The following is a 22837-nucleotide window of genomic DNA, read 5'->3' on the forward strand; positions in this document are numbered from 1 at the left end:
CCCCGCCGGTCACCCCTCGGCGGCCTCTTGCGCGATCCGCTCGAACTGGGCGCCCATGGCCTCGGAGAGGGCTTGGGCGGCCGAGAGCGGCCGCACCATCACCGTGAACTCATCGATCTTGCCGTGCTCGTCGAAGTGCAGGAAGTCGCAGCCCTGCAACTGCTTGCCCGCGACGGTGGCGGTGAACACCAGGGCGTGGTCACGGCCGTCCGGGTTGGCGATCTCACGGACGTAGGTGAAGTCCTCGAAGACGCGCGAGACGGCCCGCAGGATCGCGGCGGTGATGGCCTTTCCCGGGTACGGCTTGAAGGCGACGGGGCTGGTGAAGACGACGTCGTCGGCCAGCAGGGCGGCGACGGCGTCCATGTCGTCGCTCTCGACGGCCTTGCGGAAGGGATGCACGAGTCCACCTCACGAGCTGATATTGAACAAATTGATTAGGACAGAGGCAGGCTAGAGGGCCGTATCCCCCTTGTCCACAGGCAGGGAAGCGGCTGTCAGTCACCTCCTTGAGTAGTCACACACAGTGCTAGCGTGGGGCCCATGGCGTTGCGGAACGCGGTGATGGCCGCACTGTTGGAGGGCGAGGCGTCCGGGTACGACCTCGCGAAGGCGTTCGACGCGTCCGTGGCCAACTTCTGGATGTCGACCCCTCAGCAGCTCTACCGGGAGCTGGAGCGCATGGAGGCCGAAGGGCTGGTCGCGGCCCGTGTCATCGAGCAGCAGCGCCGCCCCAACAAGAGGCTGTTCTCGCTGACGGAGGCCGGGCGCGCGGCCGTGCACGCCTACACCGTCGAGCCCCTCGGCAAACCGTCCGCCATCCGGGACGAGTTGATGGTCAAGGTGCAGTGCGTGGACGCCGGCGACATCGACGCCGTACGCAAGGCCGTGGCCGAGCGCATGGAGTGGGCCACGGCCAAGCTGGCCCGCTACGAGCGACTCCGCCGGCGTCTGCTCGACGGGCGCTCGGAGGAGGCGTACTTCGCCGAGGCCGAGCGCGTCGGCCCCTACCTCACCCTGCTGCGCGGTATGTCCTTCGAGCGGGAGAACCTCCAGTGGGGCGACATGGCGCTCCGCCGCCTCGACCAGCGCGCGGCCGCGCTCCCCGCCGAGGGCTGACCACCGATCCGCCCGAGGCGCACCGAAGACTGACCCCACAGCCCGTCTTGGCCCGCACCGGGGGTCGACCACCCGGCCCGCCCCGCTCCGGGCCGCTGCTCAACCACGTGCACGGTCAGGGCGTGGCCGCGAGCACCGGGAGCAGTTCGGGGCGCTTGGGTCGGCGGCCGTCGCCGGAGGACTGCCCGCGCAGTCGGCGGAGCAGCCAGGGGCCGAGGAAGGAGCCGGCCCAGCGCAGCTCGGCGCCCACGGCCCGCAGTCCCGCTGCCCTCACCTCGTCGGCCGGCAGCGGCAGCGTCCAGCGGTCGTCACTGCCGGGCAGGCCGAGCGCGTACGCGGCGGCGTCCGCGATGCGGTCGTGACCGAGGGGACCTGCGTGCAGCCGGTCGGCGCTCCACAGCCTCGGGTCGGTCGCCACGGGATGCGCGGCCGTCTCGGCCACCACCACGCCGTGCCGTGCGGCGGCCTCGCGGATGCGCGCGTTGAGGGCGAGGACCCGAGGGGCGAGCGGGCGGGCCATCGGCGAGATCCGGCCGACGTCGGGGAACATGAGCGTCACGACCGTGGCGCCCTGCGCGGTGAGCGCGGCGAACATCGCCTCCACGTGACCGGCCACCTCGTCCAGGTCGCAGCTCGGGCGGAGCGCGTCGTTGACGCCGGCCACCACGGAGGCGAGGTCGGGCCGCATCGCGAGCGCCGGGGCGAGCTGCTCGGCGCGCACCTCGCCCGCCTTGCGGCCGCGCACGGCGAGGTTCGCGTACAGCAGGCCGGGACTGTGCCGGGCGATCCGCTCGGCCAGCCGGTCCGCCCACCCCCGGAACCCCTGCACGTCGTCGCCGTCCCCGAGCCCCTCGGTCTGACTGTCACCCAGGGCGACGTACCGCAGATACGCACCGCTCGACACGGGCCGACCGCCTCCTCGCCAACACCGCCCGCGACGGGCGAACCGACCACCCCTAGGCAACTACGTGCCTAGGTGCATTGTTGACTATGAAGATAGCGTCGCGCCCGAGGCCCTCACAACATCGGCCCCCAACCCCGACCCCCCGCACCGGCCACCGCGCCACGGGCCATCGCGACACGGGCCATCGCGACACGGGCCACCGCGGCACCGACCCTCACAACCCCACGATCCCGTTCCACCGCCTGGCGAACCCGGGCCGCTCCTTCGGGGTGATGTCGCGGGCGATCGCGAGGCGGGACCGCATGGTGTCGTCGGGGAAGATCAGGGGGTCCTCGGCGAGCGCGGCGGTCTCCTTGTCCGAGGCGGAGGCGAGGACGTCGCGGGCGGCGGGGACGGGGCAGACGTAGGTGACCCAGGCCGCCAGTTCGGCGGCGACCTCGGGGTCGTAGTAGTGGTCGACGAGGCGTTCCGCGTTGGTCTTGTGCCGGGCCAGGTCGGGGATCATCAGGGACTCGGACCACAGCTCGGCACCCTCCTCGGGGACGACGAACGCGATGTCCGGGTCGTCGGCCTGGAGCTGGATCACATCGCCGGAGTAGGCCTGGCAGGCGAGGACGTCCCCGGACGCCAGGTCCTTGATGTAGTCGTTGCCGGTGAACCGGCGGATGTGGCCCGCGCGGACGCGGGCCTCCACCTGGTCGCAGATCCGATGGAAGTCGTCGGCGGTCCAACGCGTGACGTCGACGCCGTTGCCCTGCATCAGCAGCGCGAACGCCTCGTCCAGCCCGGAGAGCAGGGTGACGCGCCCCTTGAGGTCGTCCGCCCAGAGGTCGGACAGGCGGCGCAGTTCACGGCCCACCTTCCGCCGGTTGTAGGCGATGCCGGTGATCCCGGACTGCCAGGGCACGGTGAACGCGCGTCCAGGATCGAAGGCGGGCGACCGCAGTTGCGGATCGAGGTGCGCGGTGACGTTCGGCTGCGCCGCCCGGTCCATCTCCTGCACCCAGCCCAGCCGTACGAACCGGGCGCACATCCAGTCGCTGAGCACGATCAGATCGCGCCCGGTGTCCTGGTGGTTCATCAGCGCCGGGCCGACCTTGCCGAAGAACTCGTCGTTGTCGTTGATCTCCTCGGTGTAGTCGACCCGGATCCCGGTGCGCCGTTCGAAGGCTTCCAGGGTCGGCCTGCGCGACTCGTCCGCGTCATCCGTGTCGATGTACAACGGCCAGTTCGCCCAGTTCACCCGCTTCTCCCGGGTGGACCGGTCCTGTCCGGCCCGGTCCCCGGGCGCGACATACGCGGCAGGCACCCCGCACCCGGCGAGCCCGCCGGCCAGCGCACCGGAACCGAGGGCACGCAGAACAGAACGACGGGATGGAGGACGGACGTTGCCCCGCAGTACGAACATCACCGCAGCATGCCGCCCGGCCTCCACCCCGTGCAACGAGGGCGACCGCCCGTCAGTCCAGGGACGTCATCACGTGCTTGATCCGCGTGTAGTCGTCGAACCCGTAGCCCGAGAGGTCCTTGCCGTACCCGGACTTCTTGAATCCGCCGTGCGGCATCTCCGCGACCAGCGGGATGTGCGTGTTGATCCACACGCATCCGAAGTCCAGCGCCTTCGACATCCGCATCGCCCGGCCGTGGTCCTTGGTCCACACCGACGAGGCGAGGGCGTACTCCACGCCGTTCGCCCACTCGACGGCCTGGGCCTCGTCGGTGAACGACTGCACCGTGATGACCGGACCGAAGACCTCCTTCTGGATGATCTCGTCGTCCTGCTTCAGCCCGGAGACGACGGTCGGCGCGAAGAAGTAGCCCTTGTCGCCGACCTGCTTGCCGCCGGCCTCCACGCGCGCGTGCGCCGGCAGCCGCTCGATGAACCCGGAGACCTGCTTGAGCTGGTTGGGGTTGTTCAGCGGCCCGAACAGCACGTCCTCGTCGTCCGGCTGCCCGGTCTTCGTGTCGGCGGCGGCCTTGGCCAGCGCGGTCACGAACTCGTCGTGGATCGACTCCTGCACCAGCACCCGGGTGGCCGCCGTACAGTCCTGCCCGGCGTTGAAGAAGCCCGCCACGGAGATGTCCTCGACGGCCTTGGCGATGTCGGTGTCCTCGAAGACGACGACCGGCGCCTTGCCGCCCAGCTCCAGGTGGACCCGCTTGAGGTCCTTGGACGCGGACTCGGCGACCTGCATGCCGGCCCGTACCGAACCCGTGATGGACGCCATCGCGGGCACGGAGTGCTCGACCATCAGGCGGCCCGTGTCACGGTCACCGGTGATGACGTTGAAGACGCCCTTCGGGAGGATCGCCCCGATGATCTCGGCCATCAGGACCGTCGACGCCGGCGTGGTGTCCGACGGCTTCAGGACGACCGTGTTGCCCGCGGCGATCGCCGGGGCGAACTTCCACACGGCCATCATCATCGGGTAGTTCCAGGGCGCGACCTGCGCGCAGACGCCGACCGGCTCACGGCGGACGATCGAGGTCATGCCCTCCATGTACTCGCCGGCCGAGCGGCCCTCCAGCATCCGGGCCGCACCCGCGAAGAAGCGGATCTGGTCGACCATCGGCGGGATCTCCTCGGACCGGGTCAGTCCGATCGGCTTGCCGGTGTTCTCCACCTCGGCCGCGATGAGTTCCTCGGCCCGCTCCTCGAACGCGTCCGCGATCTTGAGCAGGGCCTTCTGGCGCTCGGCCGGGGTGGTGTCCCGCCAGCCGGGGAACGCGGCCGCGGCGGCGGCCATGGCCGCGTCGACGTCGGCCTCGCCGGACAGGGGCGCGGTCGCGTAGGCCTCGCCGGTCGCGGGGTTGACCACCTCGGTGGTCCGTCCGTCGACCGCGTCGCGGAACTCCCCGTCGATGTAGTTACGCAGACGACGCAGCTCGGTGCTCACTGCCGTGCCCTCCAGATGTGGGTTACAGATGGGGGTGTCCATCCTTTGAGACACCACCCTAATCCGCCGCCCGACGTTTTCAACACCCCTGACACCAGACTTGCTGCGAAATCCGCAAGCTACGGCGCTGTAAACAACGAATTTCATCGATCCGGCCTTGCGGAACTGTCGATGTCTCGTGCACAGTGTGCTCGTGGCCAGTCGAAGCGCAGAGCAGAGGGACTCCCGCGAGCCCCGGAGGGACTCCAAGGAGCCCAGGAACGGCACTCCCCAGTTGGACGCCGTCTCCCTCGCCATCGTCCAGCAGCTTCAGGAGGACGGCCGCCGGCCGTACGCCGCGATCGGCAAGGCCGTCGGCCTCTCCGAGGCGGCCGTGCGACAGCGCGTGCAGAAGCTGCTGGACCAGGGCGTGATGCAGATCGTCGCCGTCACCGACCCGCTCACCGTGGGTTTCCGGCGCCAGGCGATGCTCGGCATCAACGTCGACGGCGACCTCGACCCGGTCGCGGACGCGCTGACAGCCATGTCCGAGGTCGAGTACATCGTGATCACCGCGGGCTCGTTCGACCTGATGGTGGAGATCGTCTGCGAGGACGACGACCACCTCCTCGAGGTGATCAACAAACGCATCCGGACCCTGCCCGGCGTGCGCTCCACCGAGAGCTTCGTCTACCTCAAGCTCAAGAAGCAGACCTATATGTGGGGAACCCGATAACCGTGAGGACGCGATAGCCGTGAGCCCCAAGGACCTCAGCAAGACCGCGTACGACCACCTGTGGATGCACTTCACCCGCATGTCGTCGTACGAGAACTCCCCGGTCCCCACCATCGTCCGGGGCGAGGGCACGTACATCTACGACGACAAGGGCAAGCGGTACCTCGACGGTCTCGCCGGTCTCTTCGTGGTCCAGGCGGGCCACGGCCGCACCGAACTCGCGGAGACCGCGCTCAAGCAGGCGCAGGAGCTGGCCTTCTTCCCGGTGTGGTCCTACGCCCACCCGAAGGCCGTCGAGCTGGCCGAACGCCTCGCCCACGAGGCGCCCGGCGACCTGAACAAGGTCTTCTTCACCACCGGCGGCGGCGAGGCGGTCGAGACCGCCTGGAAGCTCGCCAAGCAGTACTTCAAGCTCGTCGGCAAGCCCACCAAGTACAAGGTCATCTCCCGCGCGGTCGCCTACCACGGCACCCCCCAGGGCGCCCTGTCGATCACCGGCCTGCCCGCCCTCAAGGCCCCCTTCGAGCCGCTGGTCCCCGGCGCGCACAAGGTGCCGAACACCAACATCTACCGCGCCCCGCTCTTCGGCGACGACCCCGAGGCCTTCGGCCGCTGGGCCGCCGACCAGATCGAGCAGCAGATCCTCTTCGAGGGCCCGGACACCGTCGCGGCCGTCTTCCTGGAGCCCGTGCAGAACGCCGGCGGCTGCTTCCCGCCGCCGCCCGGCTACTTCCAGCGGGTCCGCGAGATCTGCGACCAGTACGACGTGCTGCTCGTCTCCGACGAGGTCATCTGCGCCTTCGGCCGCCTCGGCACGACGTTCGCCTGCGACAAGTTCGGCTACGTCCCGGACATGATCACCTGCGCCAAGGGCATGACCTCGGGCTACTCCCCGATCGGCGCCTGTGTGATCTCCGACCGCATAGCCGACCCCTTCTACAAGGGCGACAACACCTTCCTGCACGGCTACACCTTCGGCGGCCACCCGGTCTCCGCGGCCGTCGGCCTCGCCAACCTCGACCTGTTCGAGCGCGAGGGCCTCAACCAGCACGTCCTCGACAACGAGGGGGCGTTCCGCTCGACGCTGGAGAAGCTCCACGACCTGCCGATCGTCGGTGACGTCCGCGGCAACGGCTACTTCTACGGAATCGAGCTGGTCAAGGACAAGACGACGAAGGAGAGCTTCGACGAGGCCGAGACCGAGCGAATCCTCTACGGCTTCCTGTCGAAGAAGCTGTTCGAGAACGGTCTGTACTGCCGCGCCGACGACAGGGGCGACCCGGTCATCCAGCTCGCCCCGCCGCTGATCTCCGACCAGTCGACCTTCGACGAGATCGAGCAGATCCTGCGCGCCACGCTGACGGAGGCATGGACCCTGCTGTAAACCCGCCCTCGGGCGCCGCGCACGGCCCGGGATGCCCCCCGTACGAGTGAGATGGGGGCGTCCCGGGCCGCGTGACGTCCGGCCCCGCCACCCCTCGTGCCTAGCGTGCCTGGTAACCGATCAGCCCTGCTTTCGTTCCCCCGGACGGGGGACTCCCCACGGCAATCCCTGATCCGAACCGAGGTGTACGCCCATGGTGGCCCCGCCGGACAACGACGTGCTCTGGGCACGTGGTCTGACCTACGCGCACGACGGCTCGCCCGCGCTGCAAGGCGTGTCGATGGGCGTGCGGGAGGGCGAGATCCTCGCCGTGACCGGTCCGCGCGGCAGCGGCAAGACCACCCTCCTGCGCTGTCTGTCCGGCCAGCTGCGGCCCCAGCAGGGCGAGGTGTGGTTCAACAGCATCCCGGTGCACACCATGGGGACGGTCTCTCGGGAGCGGCTGCGCCGTGACCGCTTCGGCTGGATCGACCCGGAGCCCGCGCTCGTCCCCGAGCTGAACGTCTGGGAGAACACCGCCCTGCCGCTGATGCTGCGCGGCACGGGCCGCCGGGCCGCCAAGGCCGCCGCCCTGGAGTGGCTTGAGCGCCTCGACATCCGCGACACGGCCCGCAAGCGGCCGCACGCCCTGCTGCAGTCCGAGCGCCAGCGGGTGGTCGTCGCCCGCGCCCTGGTCGCCGCGCCCACCGTGCTCTTCGCCGACGAGCCGACCGCCCCGCTGCACCGCGCCGAGCGCTCCCACGTGCTGCGCACGCTCACCGCGGCCGCCCGCTCGCACGCGATCACGGTCGTCCTCGCCACCCACGACGCGGAGACCGCCGCCCTCGCCGACCGCACGGTGACCCTGTTGGACGGCCGATGCGTGAAGACCGTCCACCTCCCGTCCACCACCGACGGCGAACCGAGGCCCGCCAGGCGCGGGGAGAGCCGGACCGCCGTGCGCGGGGAGAGCCGGCCCGCCGTGCGCAGGGAGAGCCGGACCCCTGCGCGGGAGGACAGTCGCGCCGCCGCGCGCGGGGACGGCCGGACCACCACGCGCGAGGGCGGCCGCACCGCCGCACGGGAGGAGGGCGGCACCCCCGCGCGGGAGGAAGGCCGCACCCCCGCAGCGCGCGGGGAAGGCCTCACCACCGCACGGGACGACGGCCGCACCTCCGCGCGCGGTCAGGCGCGGTCCGCCGCGCGCGGTGAGACGCGGTCCGCCGCCGAGGGCGAGCGCCTCGCCACCACCGTGGGCAAGGCCCGGCACGCCGCCGGGGACGGCAGCCGGCCCGCCGCCGAGGCCGAGCGGACGACCGCCACCCCCTCCGGTCGGCCGGGCGATGCCCGAACCGACCCGCCGACCGCCACCGCCGCCGAGGGCGCCGAGGGGGGCGGACGAACGGCCGCACGGGACGGCGGCTCCGGCAAAGGGGACCGCCCGTCCGCCGCCGAGGGAGGAGGCCGGGCCGCGTGCTCGCTCTCCGTCTAGCCCGCCGCGCCCACCCCGTCGTCCAGCTCCGCCGACTGCTCGTCGCAGCGGCCTCCGGCGGCACGGGGTTCCTGCTGCTGTGCACCCTCGGCTACGCCCTGTCCCACCCGGACGCCTCCTCCGGCTCGCTGCTGAGGCTGCTCTGGTGCCTCGCTCCCGCCGCCGCCACGATCCACTTCGCGGTGGCGGTCGCCCGGACCGACCCCGGCACCCGGCCACGCCCCGGCCTGTCCGCCATCGGCCTCGGCCCGGTCCGCCTCATGGCCGTCTCCGCCGTGACGACGGCCCTGTCCACCACCCTGGGCTCCCTGCTCGCCCTGCTCGTCTTCTTCCTCCATCTGCGCGGCGACCTCACCGGCCTGCCCTTCGACGGCACCGCCGCCGACGTCCTCGGCGCCGGCCGCCCCCTGCCGCTGCCGGCCGCCCTCACCCTGCTCGCCCTGGTACCGGTCGTGGCGTCCGTGACGACGGCCCTGGTCCTGCGGCCCCGGGGGCCCCGGACCCGGGCCGCCAACCCCCGGACGCGCTTCATGGCCTACGACACCTTCGGCATCCGCCGCCGGATGCGGGAACCGGCAGGCGCGACCAGGTTCGAGGAAGAGCCGGAGCCCGACGAGGAGACCTCCGCGACCGCCGAGCCGGACCAGCCGCCGACCCCGCGCCCCGCGCCCGGCGGCCTCCCCTGGGGCGTGGCCGTCCTCGCCGTCGGCCTCGCCATCGAGACCTACGCCGGCCAGTCCGACGCCGGCTCCGCCCTCGCCCTCCCCGGGGGCTTCGCCGACAGCCCCGCCGGGGTGCTCGGCGGCTGGCTGCTGACCGCGCTGGGCCTGGCCCTCGCCGGCCCCGGGCTCACCCACCTCACCGGCCGGCTGCTCCAGGCCGTACGTCCGGGGGCGCTCAGGCTGCTGTCCGGGCGGGTGCTGCAGGCGGAGGCCCGGCGGATCGGGCAGCCCCTCGGGGTGGTGTGCGCGGTGGCCTCCGGGGCGTACGCCATGGTGACGCTGTCCTCCGGCACGCGCCCCACGGTCGGTCCGCTGACCCTGCTGGGGGCGCTCGTCGTGGCCGGCTGCGCCGTCCTCACCCTCGCCACGGCCGCCGTCGAGGCCCGCCGGGCGCACGCCGACACCACCGCCGCGCTGCTGCGGATGGGGGCGCCCGCCGCCCTGCCCCGCCGGGCGGCCCTGCTCCGCGCGGGCGCCCTGCTCGCCGTCTTCGGCCCGCTGACCTGGACGGTCGCGGAGCTGGCGGCACTCCCGCTGGCCTCCTGACCACCGGCCGGCGGCGGCATCGAGGGCGCCGGAGAACTCGTACGAAAAAACCGCGACCGGCGATGAGTTTCACGGAAGAGCCCGGTCTACCCCCTCGAACGGACCGAGACCCACGACGGACCGACCGGACACCTACGGGAGAGACCTCATGTACCAGCAGATGATCTTCGTGAACCTGCCCGTGAACGACCTCGACGCCTCCAAGAAGTTCTTCACGGAGCTGGGATACTCGATCAACCCGCAGTTCAGTGACGAGAACGCCGCCTCCGTCGTGATCAGCGACACCATCGTGGCGATGCTGCTCACCAAGCCGTTCTACGCGACCTTCACCAAGAAGGAGATCGCGGACGCCACCCGGACCAGCCAGGTGCTGCTGTGTCTGAGCGCCGAGAGCCGCGAGAAGGTGGACGAACTGGTGGAGAAGGCGGTCGCCGCCGGCGGTACGGCCTCCGAGAAGGTCCAGGACATGGACTTCATGTACGGCCGCGCCTTCGACGACCTCGACGGCCACACCTGGGAGGTCGTGTGGATGAACCCCGACGTCATCGAGGGCTGAGTCCCGACGCTCCGAGGGAAACCTCCCGCCGGTACGGCCGCGCCTAGCATGGGCGGGTGCAGACGATGCCCGCCCATGCGGCCCACCATGACGACCGCGAGATCGAGACGATCGAGGAGTTCGACGCGACCGTCTCGGCCCGCGGCACCCTCACCGGATACCGCGTCCAGGCCGTCGACCTGACGGACCGTACGCGCGAACTGCTGAGCACCGACACGGCGGGCGCCGTCTTCCTCGGCTGCCCGATGCGCGAGGACGCGGCGGCGAAGATCCGCGCGGACGGCGCCCTGGTCTTCCCGCCCCTACCGGATCTGCCCTTCGACCCGTACCGGGGCCTGCTCTACTCCCCCGACGAGCTGTTCGCGTCCCTGGCGGAGGGCGGTTACGAGGCGACGCCGGACGCCCGCTCCTACGCCTGGTTCCAGCGGACCAAGGCCGACCGGGACATCTTCGCCTCCACGCTGCGGGCCGTCCACGACGACTCCGTCTCCGACGCGCTCGACGAACTGCTCGTGGGAGCACGGGTGGTGGGGGTGATGGGCGGCCACGCGATGGCCCGCGGCACCGCGGCGTACGAGGGTGCCGCCCGCCTCGGCCGGAACCTCGCCCGCTCCGGTCTCACGGTCGCCACCGGCGGTGGCCCGGGCGCGATGGAGGCCGCCAACCTCGGCGCCTACGCCGCCCCGCACGACGACGCGATGCTCGCCGACGCCCTGCGACTGCTGGCGAAGGCACCGGAGTTCACGCCGTCGATCACCGACTGGGCGAGCGCCGCCTTCGAGGTGCGCACCCGCTGGCCCAAGGGTGGCACCTCCGTGGGCATCCCCACCTGGTTCTACGGCCACGAACCGCCGAACCCGTTCGCCTCCCACATCGCCAAGTACTTCGCCAACGCCACCCGCGAGGACGGCCTCCTCGCCCGCTGCGACCACGGCGTCGTCTTCCTGCCCGGCGCCGCCGGCACCGTCCAGGAGATCTTCGACAACGCCACCCCCAACTACTACGAGTCCCGCGGCGAACCGACCCCCATGGTCCTCGTCGACCGCGTCCACTGGACGGAGAGGCTCCCCACCTGGCCCCTGCTCAGCTCCCTGGCCCGTGACCGTTCCATGGAGTCCCGGATCGCACTGGTCGACCGGATCGAGGACGCCCCCGAGGCGCTGGAGCGGCTCCGCGGATGAGAGCGGACGGTGCGGCGAACCGGGAGTAAACGCATGGGCTGTTCATCAATGGGCAAAGCCAACGGCTCGGACACTTCTTCGGATTGACAGTACTTATGCCGCGCTTATAAACCTGTGAGGCACATGGGGAAGCCGCTTCACCGGCGGCGCCTCCGTCACCCCCACCCCCTGTGCTCCTCGTGAAGGGCAAACGTGTCCACATCTCCCCGCATCGCGCGAGCAGCGCGCTGTCTCGGTGTCGCCTCCGCTTCCGCCGCACTCGTGTTCGGCGTCGCCGGCAATGCCATGGCCTGCACCATCAAGGACTTCTCCGCCGTGGCGGAGTGCGACGGCGGCAAGGGCGTCATCCGTGTGACCGACGTGGACCCGTTGGGCGTCCCGGCCGAGGTCACCGTCTACCTGGAGAACAACGGGGCCGACCTGCGCAAGGTCGGCACCCAGGTCATCGAGGGCTCCACGGCCGAGGGTGTGACCGTCACCTTCGACGAGAACTGGAAGCCGAAGGCCGAGTACCGCATCCACATCGCGGCGGACAAGTACGTCGACGAGGACCTGCCGATCCTGGTCGCGCCCGACAAGTCCTGCAAGAAGGCGGACGACACCCCGCCCGCCTCCGACGACAAGCCGGAGAAGCCCGAGAAGCCGGGGAAGCCCGCCGAGGAGGAGCCGGGAAAGCCGGCCGAGGAGGGGAAGGCCCCCACGCCGTCCCCCTCGGAGAGCGGCACGCCCGCGGGTTCGGGCGGCACCAACAACCTGCCCTCCCCCGAGGGTGACTCCAACCTCGCCGAGACCGGAGCGGACTCCGACACCGGTCCCATAGCCGGTGTCGCGGCGGTCCTGGTCGCCCTCGGCGTCAGTGCCGTGTTCTACAGCATGCGGCGCCGCGGGTCCTCCATGCGCTGACCCGTCCTCGTACGGCCGTGCGGTCTGTGCTCCTCGGTGAGGGGCGCGGGCCGCACGCGTGTCGGGGGCCCGCGCCGAGCGGCCCGCCCACGCGGCTCACCCGAAGGTCGCGCGCTCCAGCCAGAAGTCCAGCAGCTCCCGGTCGCCCAGGACCTCCAGGCGACCGCCGTCCGGGGGCAGCCGGCGGTAGAAGGCGAGCAGCACCTCGGTGAGCGGGCCGCGCAGCGCGACGGTCGCCTTCTCGTGGCCGTGCCGCCAGCGCACGCCCTTCTCGGTCAGATCGACGAACCACTCGGCCGTCACGTCGGCGGGGGCGTCGGTGGCGTGGAGGTGGATGCTGCGGCCGGGGCCGCGCAGTTCGGCGGCCGCGTCGTGCGGCTGGGTCCGCTGGACGAACTCGACGATCTCCAGCCACTCGTCGATCGCGTCGGCGGCGATCTCGGGCGCCACCTCGTACGGCAGCCCGGCGGCGAGGGTCGCGTCGGCCCGGTGGACGACCAGTTCATGGGTCATCCGGCGGGCCCAGAACCCGGCGGTCCGCTCCCAGCCCCAGGACCACACCGGTGCCCCGGGCCCGGCCTCCCGCAGCGTGGCGAGGAGTTCCTCCCCCGTCCGGGCGAGCCAGGCGTCCAGCTCGGCCGGGTCCCCCTGTTTGTCGGGGCCGTCGTACAGCGGCACCCGTTCCTCGGGCACCTCCTCCTCCGCCCGCGTCCGTACGTTGAGTTCGACCCAGCGCAGGGAGCCGCCGGTGTGCCGGACGAGCTGTTCCAGCGTCCAGTCGGGGCAGGTGGGCACGGTCGCCGAGAGGTCCGCGCCGGAGGTCACGACGTCCCTCAACTGCCGTAGCTGGTGCTCGATCTCGGCGCAGTAGCGCTCATGACGGGCCTGGGGTTCACGGGTACGCGGGGTCATGGTGGTGGACCCTATGCGGCCGGGTCACCGCCGAGCACGAGGATTTCGGCGGCGTCGAAGGCCACGCCCACCTGGTCGCCGGGGTCCGGCGCGTCCCGCAGCGCGCACGCTGCCTCCAGTCGTGGCGCGCCCTCGGGCTGGAGGTGCACGGCGACATGGGTGCCCCGGAAGGTGCGTGCGGCCACGGTGCAGCGCAGTCCGTCGGCGGCGTCGACCAGCCGTACCCCGGCGGGCCGCACCAGCAGCGCGCCCGGCCCCTGCGGCGAGCCCTCGGGCACCGGCACCTTGCCCCAGGGGGTGTCGGCGGCCTGGCCGGTCACCGTCGCGTCGACCACGTTGTCGAAGCCGAGGAAGCGGGCCACGAACTCGTCCGCCGGGTGCTGCCACACCTCAAGGGGCGTGCCGGTCTGGGCGATCCGTCCGTCGCGCATCACCACGACCCGGTCGGCCAGCGCGAACGCCTCCCCCTGGTCGTGTGTGACCGCCAGGACGGTGGTGCCCAACTCGGCGAACAGTTCCCGGAGTTCGACGACGAGTCGTTCCCGCAGTGAGCGGTCCAGCTGGCCGAGGGGTTCGTCGAGCATGAGCAGCCGGGGGCGCGGCGCGAGGGCGCGGGCCAGCGCGACCCGTTGCTGCTCACCGCCGGACAGCTCCCCGACCCGGCGGCGCGCGGCCCCGGGCAGTCCGACCAGCTCCAGCAACTCCCTGACGCGGGCGGCACGTTCGTCCTTGGCGGCGCCGTGCATCCGGGGTCCGAAGGCGACGTTGCCCGCGACGTCCCGCTGCGGGAACAGCTGGTGGTCCTGGAACATCAGGCCGACCCCGCGCTTGTGCGCCGGGACGCCCGACTGGTCGCGCCCGTCCAGCGACACCCGTCCGGCGTCGAGGGGCTGAAGCCCGGCGACCGCCCGCAACAGGGTCGACTTGCCGCTGCCGCTCGGCCCCAGCACACACACGATCTCGTGTTCGGCGACGCCCAGATCGACCCCGTCGAGCACGGGCCGCCCGTCGAACCGTACGGTCGCGCCCTCGATCCTCAGCAACATCAGAACTCCCCCGTGCGATCGGTGCGGAGGCGCTCCAGGACCAGCAGGGCCACCGCGCACACCACCATCAGAATCGTCGAAAGGGCCATGGCCTGGCCGTAGTTGAGGTCGCCCGGCCTGCCGAGCAGCCGGGCCACGGCGACCGGCAGGGTCGGGTTGTCGGCGCGCGCGATGAACACGGTCGCCCCGAACTCACCGAGCGAGACGGCGAAGGCGAACCCGGCCGCGATCAGCAGGGCCCGCCGTACGAGCGGCAGGTCGACCTCGCGCCACACCCGCCACGGAGACGCCCCGAGGACGGCCGCCGCCTCGCGCAGCCGTTCGTCCACGGCCCGCAGCACGGGCAGCATGGTCCGTACGACGAAGGGGACGCCCACCAGAGCCTGGGCGAGGGGCACCAGGATCCAGGAGCTGCGCAGGTCGAGCGGCGGTTCGTCCAGTGCGATCAGGAAGCCGAAGCCGACGGTCACGGCGGACACCCCGAGCGGCAGCATGAGCAGCGCGTCGAAGCCCCGGACGAGACGGTCGGTCACCGGGGTCTTCCCGTCGCCGCGGGGGCGGGTGCGCAGGGTGAGGGCGGCCGCCGCGAGCCCACCCACGAGGACGGCGATGGCGGTCGCGGCGCACGCGTAGCTGAGCGAGTTGCCGATCGCCTCGATCGGCGCCACCAGGAAGATCCCGCTGTCGTCGCTGGTCAGCGCCTTGTAGTAGCCGAATCCCGGTGCGTCGAGCGACCGCTCGACGAGGACGCCCAGCGGCAGGAGGATCAGCACGACCACCGTGGCGAGGACCCCGGTCAGCAGCGCCCACTGCCCGGCTCCTCGCGGCCGCCGTGAAGTGAGCGAGGCGTCGACCAGCCGCAGCGCGGTCTCCCGCCGCCGCACGGTCCAGGCGTGCACGGCGAGGATCAGCCCGACCGCGACGAACTGCACGAGCGTCAGCACGGCGGCCGTCGTCAGGTCGAAGATCTCCGAGGTCTGCCGGTAGATCTCCACTTCGAGCGTGGAGAAGGTCGGCCCGCCGAGGATCTGCACCACCCCGAACGAGGTGAAGGTGAAGAGGAAGACCATCAGGGCGGCGGCGGCCACGGCGGGCCCGAGCGCCGGCAGGGTCACCTTCCGCCAGGCACCGAGCGGGGACGCCCCGAGCATCCGCGCGGCCTCCTCCTGCCGCGGGTCGAGCTGGGCCCACAGCCCGCCGACGGTTCGGACGACGACCGCATAGTTGAAGAACACGTGTGCGAGCAGGATCGCCCACACGGTGGTGTCCAGCCGTACGCCCCCCAGCTCGTCGAGCAGTCCCCCGCGCCCGACCAGCGCCAGGAACGCCGTACCGACGACCACGGTCGGCAGCACGAACGGTACGGTCACGACCGCCCGCAGGATGTCCTTGCCCCTGAAATCGAAGCGCGCGAACACATACGCGCCGGGGAGCGCGAGCAACAGGGTGAGCGCGGTCGAGACGAGCGCCTGCCAGGTGGTGAACCACAGCACGTGCCGGATCCCGGAGTCCCCCAGCACCTCCGCGATCCGCCCGAACTGCCAGCCCCCGCCACGCCCCTCGGTCTTCAGCCCCCGGACGACGATCGCGGCCACCGGGTAGGCGAAGAACACCCCGAAGAACGCGACGGGCAGGGCCATCAGCCCGAGCCGCGCCGCGCCGCCCCCGCGGGACCCCCGCCGGGGCACGGCCTCCGCCGGCCCGGGAGGCTCCTTGGCTACTTCAGTACGAGCGAGGTCCATGACTTGACCCACTCGTCACGGTTCTCGGCGATCTTCGCCGGCGCCATGGTCTCCGGGTCCTTCGCGGCCGGTCCGTACTCGGCGAAGTCGGCCGGCACCGACGCGCCCTCGACCACCGGGTACACGAACATGTTGAGCGGCATGTCCTCCTGGAACCTCTTCGAGATCAGGAAGTCGATGAGCGCCTTGCCGCCCTCGGCGTTGCGCGCGTTGCTCAGCAGCCCCGCGAACTCGATCTGCCGGAAGCAGGTGCCGGTGGCGACGCCGGTGGGCGCGGTCTTCGGACGCGGCTTGGCGTAGATGACCTCGGCGGGCGGCGAGGAGGCGTACGACACGACGAGGGGCCGGTCGCCCCCCGCCTTCTTGCCGTCCGTCGACCCGGAGAACTCCTGGTAGTAGGCCTGCTCCCAGCCGTCGACGACCTTGACGCCGTTGGCCTTGAGCTTCTTCCAGTAGCCCTCCCAGCCCCCGTCGCCGTACTTCGCGGCCGTACCGAGGACGAAACCGAGGCCGGGTGAGGAGGTCGAGGCGTTCTCGGTGACGAGGAGGTTCTTGTACTCGGGCTTGACCAGATCGTCGAACGTCTGCGGCGGCGCGATCTTCTTCTCGCTGAAGTACGCCTTGTCGTAGTTGACGCAGATGTCACCGGAGTCGATGGGCGTGACCCGGTGCCTGTCCTTGTCGAGCTGGTAGGCGGCGCCGACCTTGTCGAGGCCCTTCGACTCGTACGGCTGGAAGAGGCCGTTGTCGAGCGCGCGGGACAGCAGGGTGTTGTCGACGCCGAAGAAGACGTCGCCCTGCGGGTTGTCCTTGGTCAGGATCGCCTGGTTGACGGCCTGGCCGGCGTCGCCGCTCTTGAGGACCTTGACCTTGTAGCCGGACTCCTTCTCGAACGCCTTCAGCACGTCCTTGGAGTAGCCGAAGGAGCCGTGGCTGACGAGGGTGACGGTCTTGGAGCCGCCCGACCCGGCGTCGTCGGACGACGACGAACCGCATGCGGACAGCGTGACGAGGCCGAGGCCGACGGCCGCGGCGACGAACGTTCTGATGTGCACTGATGTCCTCCTGGGGGTGACCAGGAAGAGACGCGGCCCTGCCCGGGAACCTCGGCGGTTCCCGGGCAGGGCGCAACAGCTTGAGTGAAGACCGAACTTCCTACCCAGAATGACCTGGGCGAGGTTCAGAGGGTCTGCGGCCTGGATGCCGCACTCTCAGCGCTGTGGCGCTCCCCTGTCGGAATATGAAGATGTGTACGAAGGTCACACTACCCCGTGGCCGGATTCCGACTCCTCGGCGGTTGGCGTGAGCCGGCGGCCGCTTTGGCGTGAGCCGACGGCTGCCGCCTTGGAGTAAGCCGCTGTCGGCTACCGCTCGGTGGCCGCGAGCTGGCCGCAGGCCCCGTCGATCTCCTGACCCCGGGTGTCCCGGATGGTCACCGGCACCCCGTGGGCGGCGATGGCCTCCACGAACGCCTTCTCGTCCTCGGGCCGCGACGCGGTCCACTTCGAGCCGGGCGTCGGGTTCAGCGGGATGAGGTTGACGTGCACCGGCCGGCCCTTGAGCAGCCGGCCCAGCCGGTCACCGCGCCAGGCCTGGTCGTTGATGTCCCGGATCAGCGCGTACTCGATGGACAGCCGCCGCCCGGACTTCGCGGCGTACTCCCATCCGGCGTCGAGGACCTCGCGCACCTTCCACCGGGTGTTGACCGGTACGAGGGTGTCGCGCAGCTCGTCGTCGGGGGCGTGCAGCGAGATGGCGAGCCGGCACTTGAAGCCCTCGTCGGCGAACCGGTGGATCGCCGGCACCAGCCCGACGGTCGACACGGTGATCCCGCGCTGCGAGAGCCCGAGCCCGTCCGGCTCCGGGTCGGTGAGCCGGCGGATGGCGCCGACGACGCGGTTGTAGTTGGCGAGCGGCTCGCCCATCCCCATGAAGACGATGTTGGAGAGCCGGGCGGGCCCCCCGGGGATCTCCCCGTCGCGGAGCGCCCGCATCCCGTCCACGATCTGGTGGACGATCTCGGCGGTGGACAGGTTCCGGTCGAGCCCGGCCTGGCCGGTGGCGCAGAAGGGGCAGTTCATGCCGCACCCCGCCTGCGAGCTGATGCACATGGTGACCCGGTCCGGGTACCGCATCAGCACGGACTCGACGAGCGTCCCGTCGAACAGCCGCCACAGCGTCTTGCGGGTGGTCTCCTGGTCCGTCGACAGATGCCGGACGACCGTCATCAGCTCCGGAAGCAGCGCCTCCTGGAGCTTGGTGCGCGCACCGGCGGGGATGTCGGTCCACTGCTCCGGGGCGTGCGCGTACCGCGCGAAGTAGTGCTGCGAGAGCTGCTTGGCGCGAAACGGCTTCTCCCCGATCGCCGCCACCGCGTCCTTGCGCTCGGCGGGCGTGAGATCGGCAAGATGCCGCGGCGGCTTCTTGGCTCCGCGGGGGGCGACGAAAGTGAGTTCTCCGGGCTTCGGCATAACCCACCCAGTGTCGCAGATCAAATTGTGTGACCCGGGGGGCGAGTCGCTCATGGTGGTCGTAGCCGATCGTCTCCGCTCGTCGCCGCCCCCTCGCGGACGGCCCGCAGACGGCTCGGCCCCAGCAAACAAGGACCGGGCCCTGCACGTCCCCGGCTCACCCCATCCCGTCGCGATCCCCCTCGCACTGATGTGCCCTCACCGAGAACCGAGCACCTGTTGTGCGCGTGATACCGGAGAACGCACACGGGAACGGGGGGACGCGAGTGGGATCCGTAGGACGCGTGAGGACGGTGGCGCTGGTCGGCGTGATGGCCGGGGCCATGGTCACGGGGGCGGTGTCGGCGTCTGGAGCGCAGCCGGCCTTGGCATTAGGAGCGGAGGCGGCGCCCGCCGTCGGCGGCGCGCAGGGCGGGGCCGAGACCACGGCCGAGTCCCAGTCGGCGGCGACCGTCACCTTGATCACCGGCGATCGTGTGACCGTCGGCTCCGACGGTCAGGTCGTCGGGCTCACCCGCGGCAAGGGTCGCGAAAAGATCGGCTTCTCGGTCCGGCGTGAGGCCGGGCACACCTATGTCGTCCCGCAGGACGCCCTGCGCCCGATCGCCGACGGACTGCTCGACCGGCAACTGTTCGACGTCGCGCGGCTGGTCGAGGACGGGTACGACGACGCGCACCGCGGCACGCTGCCGCTGATCGTCGGCTACCGGCGGGACGGTGCCGAGGCGAAACCGTCCGCCCCCGCCCGCGACCGGTTCGCGGGCGTGGCCGTGCGGGAGCGCCAGGCGCTGCCGGCCGTCGACGGCGAGGCCTTCGAGGCGCCCAAGGCCGACGCCCCGGCGCTGTGGGCGGCCGTCACCGGCCGCTCCCCGGCCCCTGCGGCAGGCGGTGCGGCGGCCCCCGCACGGGCTCTCGCCCATGTGTGGCTGGACGCCAAGGTCCGGGCCAGCCTCGCCGAGAGCGTGCCGCAGATCGGCGCGCCCGTCATGTGGAAGTCCGGTTACACCGGCAAGGGCGTCAAGGTGGCGGTCCTGGACTCGGGTGTCGACCAGACCCATCCGGACCTCAAGGGCCTGGAGATCGCCCAGAAGAACTTCAGCGGGACCCCCGACGTCAAGGACCGCTACGGGCACGGCACCCACGTGGCCTCCATCGTGGCCGGCAGCGGCGCGAAGTCCGGCGGCCGCTTCAAGGGCGTGGCGCCCGACGTAAAGCTGCTCGACGGCAAGGTCCTCGCCGACGACGGCCTCGGCGGCATCTCGGGCATCGTCGCCGGCATGCAGTGGGCCGTCGACCAGGGCGCACAGATCGTCAACATGAGCCTCGGCGGTGGCGACGAGCCGGGCCTCGACCCGATGGAGGCCGCCGTCGCCCGGCTCTCCGGCAAGGCGCTGTTCGTGGTGTCCGCCGGCAACAAGGGCGGCGACGGGCCCGGTTCCATCCAGTCGCCCGGCAGCGCCCCCGCGGCGCTCACCGTAGGTGCCGTGGACAAGCAGGATCAGCTCGGCGACTTCTCCAGCCTCGGCCCGAACCGCGACGGCACACCCAAGCCGGACATCACCGGCCCCGGTGTCGAGATCACCGCCGCCCTGACCACGCAGAGCGAACAGCCCTCCGATGAGGGGTACGTCGCCCAGACCGGTACGTCCATGGCCGCCCCGCATGTCGCGGGCGCCGCCGCCCTGCTGCTCCAGCAGCACCCGGACTGGAGCGGAGCCCGGCTGAAGACGGTCCTGACCGGCTCGGCCAAGCCGAATCCGCGGCTGCACGCTCATCAGCAGGGCGCGGGCCGGGTGGACCTGGAGCGCGCCGCCACCGCCCTGGTCGCCGCCGAGCCGGGCTCCCTCGGCTTCGGCCTGCAGTCCTGGCCGCACACCGACGACAAGCCGGTCGCCAAGACCCTCACCTACCGCAACCTCGGCACCCGTGCCGTCACCCTGAAACTGACCGTCGCCGCGACGGGTCCGTCGGGCGGCCCCGCCCCCGCCGGCATGTTCACCGTCAAGGACACCCAGCTGACCGTTCCGGCCGGCGGCACCGCGAAGACCACCGTCACCGCCGACACCCGCAAGGGCACCGTCGACGGTGTCTTCGGCGGCACGGTGCTGGCATCGGGAGACGGCCAGGAGGTGCGCACCGGTCTGGTGGTGGAGCGCGAGGTCGAGTCGTACGACGTCACCGTGCGGCACATCGACGCCGACGGGGCGAACGCGCAGACGTACGCGACGGTGATCACCCGCCGTGACGGGGACGGCGGCTACGTGGAGCTGCCGAGCCGCCCGAACGGCACGGTGGTCCAGCGGCTGCGCAAGGGCTCCTACCACCTGGACAGCCTGGTCTTCGCCGAGGACAACGAGCTGGGCTTCTTCGTGCAGCCAGTGCTGGAGGTGACCAAGGACGTCAAGGTCACCCTCGACTCCCGCAAGGCGAAGCCGCTCGCCGTGAAGGCCCCGGACAAGGCCGCGAAGCTGGTCACCTCCGTCGTCAGCTACTACGACGAGGCATTGGGCTCGGGCAACTCCTGGTTCACCGACGGAGTGCCGCCGATCCGCACCGCCGCCCTCGGCCCGGCGTCCCCGACGCTGCGGGCCCAGTACAACGGTGTGTGGAAGAGGCCGGGCGCGGCCGGCAAGAACGTCGACTACCGGTTCGCCTTCAACCGCAAGGGCAGCTTCTTCACCGGCCTGAACCGCACCGTCACCCGGGCCGAGGTCGCCGAGGTGAAGCTCGGCTTCGGCGCCTCCGTGACCGGGGCCAAGGGCCGCGTCGACATCAGGCCGCTGGACGAGCTCGGGAACAGCATGCCCCTCGAACCACAGCAGCAGAAGCTGCCGCTGTCCACCACGCACTACCTCAGCACCGCCGGAGTGCGCTGGTCCTGGACGGCCACCCAGCTCGACGCGCGCGGCGAGCCGCGCATGATCTACCGGAAGGACCGGATCACCTACAAGCCGGGCTCCAGTCAGACGCTGAAGTTCAACACCGCGGTGGTCGGCCCCGATCTCCCGCCCGGTGGGCTCGACGGTCAGGGCGCCGAGCGGACCGGTGACACCATCAGCGCGATGATCCCGCTGTTCACCGACGGCAGCGGCAACCCGGGGTTCTCGGCCGTCACCGGCGGCACCGCCCGGCTGGAGTCCGGCGGCCGGATCCTCGGCGAGGGCCCGGCGACGGACATGTTGACCGCCGAGGTTCCCGCAGCGTCCGCCGCGTACCGTCTGACGGTCGAGGCGAAGCGCTCCACGGCGGACACCTCCACCAGTACCAAGGTCGCCGGGGTGTGGACGTTCAACTCGGTGCGGCCGGCCCCGAACCGGACGGTGGCGCTGCCGCTGTCGGCGGTGCGTTTCACGCCGAAACTGAGCCTGAGCGGGACCGCCCCTGCGGGTGGCACCCTCACAGTGCCGCTGAAGGTGAGAGGCGCGGCCGCCGCGGCCGGGCAGGTCGCCGCGCTCACCGTGAAGGTCTCGTTCGACGGGGGCAAGACCTGGAGGACGCTGGCCGTGAAGACCGACGCGAAGGGGGCGCGCTCGGTCAGCGTGAAGCATCCGGCGAGTGCCAAGGCCGTGTCCTTCCTGGTGGACCTGAAGGACAAGAGCGGCAACACCGTGCGCCAGACGATCACCAACGCGTACCGGCTCGCCAAGTGAGGTGACTCGGGGGCGCGGACCGTCGCGGGTCCCCCGACACCGCCGCCCGCTCCGGCCCGGTTCCCGCACCACGGGGGCCGGGCCGGATCCGTCGGCCGCTACGCTGACCCGTGCTCCAGACGGTCCTTCAGATGCATCTCGTTGCGCGGCAGCTCCTTGCGGACCTGGGGCCGTACGACGAGGGGGACGAGGACCTTGCCGATGCCGCGGCCGTCGAAGCCGACCTCGACGGTGACCCGGGAGCGTCGGCCCTGGTCGAGCGGGGTGATCTCCCCGTGCACATGAGTGCGGACGGGCCCGTCGATGCCCTCCAGGCTCCAGGCGCGCGGCGGCTCGTACTCGGTGAATCGCATGGTCATCGGAATGTTCCGGCGGCCGAAGTGCCGGGTGACGCGCACCCGGGAGCCGACGCCGACGGGGTCGGTGTCCAGCGGCTCGCTCGCGACCGCGCTCTCCTGCCACTCGGGCAGATGGGAGAGGTCGCTGACATACGCCCAGACGTCCTCCGGGCGGCGGTCGATGTCGATCGATTGACGGAAGTCGGACATGTTGCCCGCCCCCTTTCGACGTGGTCCCCCTGAGGAAATCGTCCCACTCGACCACGGCCGAGGCCACGGC

Annotated in this window: 18 protein-coding genes and 1 pseudogene; 9 read left to right on the forward strand and 10 right to left on the reverse strand. The window is 71.5% G+C overall.

Going from position 1 to position 22837, the window contains the following annotated elements:
- Positions 1–9: 9 nt before the first annotated feature.
- On the reverse strand, positions 10–402 hold the full coding sequence (locus M8J73_RS29090; RefSeq protein ID WP_055543153.1) for a nuclear transport factor 2 family protein: 393 nt from the start codon (positions 400–402) through the stop codon (positions 10–12).
- Positions 403–543: 141 nt separating this feature from the next.
- On the opposite strand from M8J73_RS29090, the gene M8J73_RS29095 reads away from it, so the two are divergent.
- On the forward strand, positions 544–1119 hold the full coding sequence (locus tag M8J73_RS29095; RefSeq protein ID WP_055543154.1) for a PadR family transcriptional regulator: 576 nt from the start codon (positions 544–546) through the stop codon (positions 1117–1119).
- Positions 1120–1234: 115 nt separating this feature from the next.
- Here M8J73_RS29095 and M8J73_RS29100 read toward each other — a convergent pair whose 3' ends face one another.
- From M8J73_RS29100 to M8J73_RS29110, 3 genes are all read right to left on the reverse strand, one after another.
- Positions 1235–2023 (reverse strand): SGNH/GDSL hydrolase family protein, encoded by a 789-nt coding sequence (locus M8J73_RS29100; RefSeq protein ID WP_055543155.1) that lies wholly within the window; start codon positions 2021–2023, stop codon positions 1235–1237.
- Positions 2024–2237: 214 nt separating this feature from the next.
- Positions 2238–3431 (reverse strand): ABC transporter substrate-binding protein, encoded by a 1194-nt coding sequence (locus tag M8J73_RS29105; protein WP_055537937.1) that lies wholly within the window; start codon positions 3429–3431, stop codon positions 2238–2240.
- 52 nt (positions 3432–3483) lie between these two features.
- On the reverse strand, positions 3484–4920 hold the full coding sequence (locus M8J73_RS29110) for a gamma-aminobutyraldehyde dehydrogenase (protein WP_055537938.1): 1437 nt from the start codon (positions 4918–4920) through the stop codon (positions 3484–3486).
- A 178-nt stretch (positions 4921–5098) separates the two neighbouring features.
- Here M8J73_RS29110 and M8J73_RS29115 point away from each other — a divergent pair, with 178 nt between their 5' ends.
- The 7 genes and pseudogenes from M8J73_RS29115 to M8J73_RS29145 all read left to right on the forward strand — a co-directional run bounded on the left by M8J73_RS29115 (position 5099) and on the right by M8J73_RS29145 (position 12398).
- Positions 5099–5635: an Lrp/AsnC family transcriptional regulator gene (locus M8J73_RS29115; protein WP_079049258.1), complete on the forward strand. Its 537-nt coding sequence runs from the start codon at positions 5099–5101 to the stop codon at positions 5633–5635.
- Positions 5636–5654: 19 nt separating this feature from the next.
- Complete coding sequence (locus M8J73_RS29120; protein ID WP_055537939.1) at positions 5655–7019, forward strand: aspartate aminotransferase family protein; 1365 nt, start codon at positions 5655–5657, stop codon at positions 7017–7019.
- Between the two features lie 193 nt (positions 7020–7212).
- A pseudogene (locus M8J73_RS29125) lies at positions 7213–7932 on the forward strand (ABC transporter ATP-binding protein); the annotation flags it as partial.
- A 539-nt stretch (positions 7933–8471) separates the two neighbouring features.
- Entirely contained in the window at positions 8472–9758 is a 1287-nt protein-coding gene (locus M8J73_RS29130; protein WP_055541428.1) for a hypothetical protein, read from the forward strand.
- A gap of 148 nt (positions 9759–9906) precedes the next feature.
- Positions 9907–10314, forward strand: coding sequence for a VOC family protein (locus M8J73_RS29135; RefSeq protein ID WP_055541427.1), 408 nt, complete (start codon positions 9907–9909; stop codon positions 10312–10314).
- 56 nt (positions 10315–10370) lie between these two features.
- On the forward strand, positions 10371–11495 hold the full coding sequence (locus M8J73_RS29140) for an LOG family protein (protein WP_055541426.1): 1125 nt from the start codon (positions 10371–10373) through the stop codon (positions 11493–11495).
- A 192-nt stretch (positions 11496–11687) separates the two neighbouring features.
- Positions 11688–12398, forward strand: a complete 711-nt coding sequence (locus tag M8J73_RS29145) for an LAETG motif-containing sortase-dependent surface protein (protein WP_055541425.1) — start codon at positions 11688–11690, stop codon at positions 12396–12398.
- A 96-nt stretch (positions 12399–12494) separates the two neighbouring features.
- Here M8J73_RS29145 and M8J73_RS29150 read toward each other — a convergent pair whose 3' ends face one another.
- The 5 genes from M8J73_RS29150 to rlmN form a co-directional block, all read right to left on the reverse strand.
- Positions 12495–13310, reverse strand: coding sequence for a maleylpyruvate isomerase family mycothiol-dependent enzyme (locus tag M8J73_RS29150; protein ID WP_055541424.1), 816 nt, complete (start codon positions 13308–13310; stop codon positions 12495–12497).
- An 11-nt stretch (positions 13311–13321) separates the two neighbouring features.
- On the reverse strand, positions 13322–14356 hold the full coding sequence (locus M8J73_RS29155) for an ABC transporter ATP-binding protein (protein ID WP_055541423.1): 1035 nt from the start codon (positions 14354–14356) through the stop codon (positions 13322–13324).
- Positions 14356–16098: an ABC transporter permease gene (locus M8J73_RS29160; RefSeq protein ID WP_206187978.1), complete on the reverse strand. Its 1743-nt coding sequence runs from the start codon at positions 16096–16098 to the stop codon at positions 14356–14358. The genes M8J73_RS29155 and M8J73_RS29160 overlap by 1 nt, the downstream gene beginning before the upstream one ends.
- Positions 16074–17153, reverse strand: coding sequence for a thiamine ABC transporter substrate-binding protein (locus M8J73_RS29165; RefSeq protein WP_055541422.1), 1080 nt, complete (start codon positions 17151–17153; stop codon positions 16074–16076). Before M8J73_RS29165 ends, M8J73_RS29160 begins: the two co-directional genes overlap by 25 nt.
- Before the next feature lie 309 nt (positions 17154–17462).
- The gene (rlmN, locus tag M8J73_RS29170; protein ID WP_055541421.1) at positions 17463–18569 is read right to left on the reverse strand and encodes a dual-specificity RNA methyltransferase RlmN; all 1107 of its coding nucleotides are present in this window, start codon (positions 18567–18569) and stop codon (positions 17463–17465) included.
- A gap of 284 nt (positions 18570–18853) precedes the next feature.
- On the opposite strand from rlmN, the gene M8J73_RS29175 reads away from it, so the two are divergent.
- Positions 18854–22219, forward strand: a complete 3366-nt coding sequence (locus M8J73_RS29175; RefSeq protein ID WP_157873282.1) for a S8 family serine peptidase — start codon at positions 18854–18856, stop codon at positions 22217–22219.
- A 98-nt stretch (positions 22220–22317) separates the two neighbouring features.
- On the opposite strand, the gene M8J73_RS29180 is transcribed toward M8J73_RS29175, so the two are convergent.
- Positions 22318–22767, reverse strand: a complete 450-nt coding sequence (locus M8J73_RS29180; RefSeq protein WP_055541419.1) for an SRPBCC family protein — start codon at positions 22765–22767, stop codon at positions 22318–22320.
- Between the last annotated feature and the right edge of the window lie 70 nt (positions 22768–22837).

Source organism: Streptomyces neyagawaensis (assembly GCF_023516595.1).
In the GTDB taxonomy this organism is placed as follows: Bacteria; Actinomycetota; Actinomycetes; order Streptomycetales; family Streptomycetaceae; genus Streptomyces; species Streptomyces neyagawaensis.